3 protein-coding genes are annotated in these 1,658 nt (G+C 26.9%); 1 reads left to right on the forward strand and 2 read right to left on the reverse strand.

Translation table 11 applies throughout. The features are described from left to right. Positions 1 to 283: 283 nt before the first annotated feature. Positions 284 to 1,216, reverse strand: a complete 933-nt coding sequence (locus tag B5F09_RS14450) for a site-specific integrase (protein WP_087375021.1) — start codon at positions 1,214 to 1,216, stop codon at positions 284 to 286. Between the two features lie 104 nt (positions 1,217 to 1,320). Between B5F09_RS14450 and B5F09_RS14455 the strand changes: the two genes are divergently transcribed. Further along, positions 1,321 to 1,584 (forward strand): hypothetical protein, encoded by a 264-nt coding sequence (locus B5F09_RS14455; protein WP_087375022.1) that lies wholly within the window; start codon positions 1,321 to 1,323, stop codon positions 1,582 to 1,584. Here B5F09_RS14455 and B5F09_RS14785 read toward each other — a convergent pair. Beyond that, positions 1,579 to 1,658: IS3 family transposase (locus B5F09_RS14785; protein WP_143357514.1), on the reverse strand; the 80-nt coding region annotated here is incomplete at its 5' end. The two genes, B5F09_RS14455 and B5F09_RS14785, sit on opposite strands and share 6 nt — an antisense overlap.

Below are 1,658 nucleotides of genomic sequence, written 5' to 3' on the forward strand. Positions count from 1 at the left end.
AAATAGCAAAAAAATTAAATTTTCCAAAAAATAATCTTCAAAACAAAAAAAGAAGCTGTAACGCTTCATTAAAGGTTAAAAAAACCTCCTTTCGTTACAGCCCCTTTTTTGTTATTTTTATAACAAATTATTTTTATATTTAGTATTTACAAAAATAGTTTAAATTAAAATATCAGTAAATATTTGGTAAAATAATCTTATAATCACAACAAAATCATAAATTATTTGAAACATTAAGCAAATATGATATAATATATGTCGTAGAATTGGTAATTCTGCGATTTTACAGATCAATTTTTTTCATTTCTTCTGCTTTTTGATCTAAAGTAGGGTGTACATAAAGATTTAATGTTGTTGATATATTTGAATGTCCCAACATCTCACTTAATACTTTGATATCTACTCCATATTTAACACAGACCGTGGCAAATGTATGACGTAGTACATGAAAATTAATGTTCATACCTTCTAATTTACATATTTTTTTGAATTTCCTTTGTATAGTTCTTGGGTCAGTCATTTTATAACTGTTTGACAGTATGTATGTTTCACTGGAATCTGGGTTATAGAAATTTATGTAATTTCTCAAGTAACTGGATAATGATTCAGTCATTATTACTACTCTTTTTGATGAGGCAGTTTTAGGTGGAAGTTCGATTAATCTCGTTTTGGGAAAGGCGTCAGTATTCTTTACACGTTGAACAGTTCTTGATATAGTTATCGTTTTTCTTTCAAAATTAAAATCAATCCATTTTAAACCACAGACTTCACCCAATCTTAATCCAGCTTGTAACCCTAATAACACTGCGGCATTTATACTATTATAATTTTTTTGACAATTCATTATTAAATCTCTTCTTTGTAATTCATTTAATACTTCAATTGATTTACTATTACTACTGATTTTGATACGTGTCAGTTTTACTGGTTTAAGATTATATATTTCTTCGCCATAAGAAAGGATATCTTTTAATACATACTTAATGGTACGTAAAGTACTGCCAGTTAAGGTGTTTTTACCATATTGCTCAAACAGTTTATAATAATCATATTCTGACCAGTTTTCTAATGGTTTTTGATCATATAATTTTAACAAATGAACGTCAATGATGGTTTTGTATTTTATAAACGAGGTATATTTGATAGATCGTTTTTTTAAGTTTAACCATTCATTGGATAAGATAGTAAATGTAATATCATTTTTGTTTTCTGCCATTTTTTTGATCACTCCTAATTAGTTATCCTATTTAATATTATTCCCAATAATTAACTGAAAAATTTATATAGTTTGAAAATTATTTACAGTTAGATGAATTGAATATGGATGAACCAATGTCTCTAGATGATACATTTGATATGTTTAAAGAAGAGTATCCTGATGTTTCTGAAGAAAGAATTGATGGTTTAAAAAGGAGTTTTGAAGAACTAGAAATTATTTTTTATAAGAATCGGAATTGCAAAACCCCATTCCTTTATGGTGTGGGGATACGCAATTCCTTTCTTTTTGAAAAAATAAGTACATTGTTCTCAAAGTGTTCGGTATTAAAAATGGATTGTCAACACTTTTTTGGACAATTTCTATGAGAACATTCTAAATTCAACAGGTGTTTTATAATCAAGTGAACCATGTATCCTGATATTATTATACCAGTTTACAT

Origin of the sequence: Erysipelatoclostridium sp. An173 (assembly GCF_002160495.1) — a bacterium.
GTDB classification, from domain to species: Bacteria; Bacillota_I; Bacilli_A; order Erysipelotrichales; family Coprobacillaceae; genus Thomasclavelia; species Thomasclavelia merdavium.

Coding starts and splice junctions, on each gene's coding strand:
- B5F09_RS14455 (WP_087375022.1), top strand. CDS start 1,321: ATGGATGAACCAATGTCTCTAGATGATACATTTGATATGTTTAAAGAA.
- B5F09_RS14450 (WP_087375021.1), bottom strand. CDS start 1,216: ATGGCAGAAAACAAAAATGATATTACATTTACTATCTTATCCAATGAA.